Here is a 378-nt window from a genome sequence, read left to right as displayed (position 1 = left end):
TCTGTGTTTGCAAAGTCGGCCAGTATGGCCAGCATCTTCACTTCGGGGTTCTCCGAGTTGAGAAATAAACGGTAGTTCATCTCTGAGATCAGCAGAAGCGGATAGCTGAACTTTAGGTGTTCGGTGTCTATCGACACGGCCATAGACGGTCGTCTTTTGCGAAGAAAGATGACATATTGCCTGACCGGCAGTTTGTACTTCCGCATCAGCATGATGCTGTATTCGGCCATCCGGTAGACCAGATCTTCTTCGCTTTTTACCTGGAATTCGATTTGAAGGATGAAGGTTTCACCATCTATCGTAGTGATCTTCTTCAGAACGTCGGGCTTGCGCTCCTTGGTGTGCTGGATATCATCGGGAAGCTCTTCAATCTCTGCT

Annotated in this window: 1 pseudogene; it reads right to left on the bottom strand. The window is 48.1% G+C overall.

The annotated features are described in order from the left end of the window. Positions 1-378 (bottom strand): annotated as a pseudogene (locus tag DDR33_RS26325) (hypothetical protein); the annotation flags it as partial.

It is taken from the genome of Pararcticibacter amylolyticus, assembly GCF_003130405.1.
GTDB classification, from domain to species: domain Bacteria; phylum Bacteroidota; class Bacteroidia; order Sphingobacteriales; family Sphingobacteriaceae; genus Arcticibacter; species Arcticibacter amylolyticus.
The sequence above is the reverse complement of the archived record's forward strand: the minus strand, read 5'-3'. Positions and strand labels throughout refer to the sequence as shown.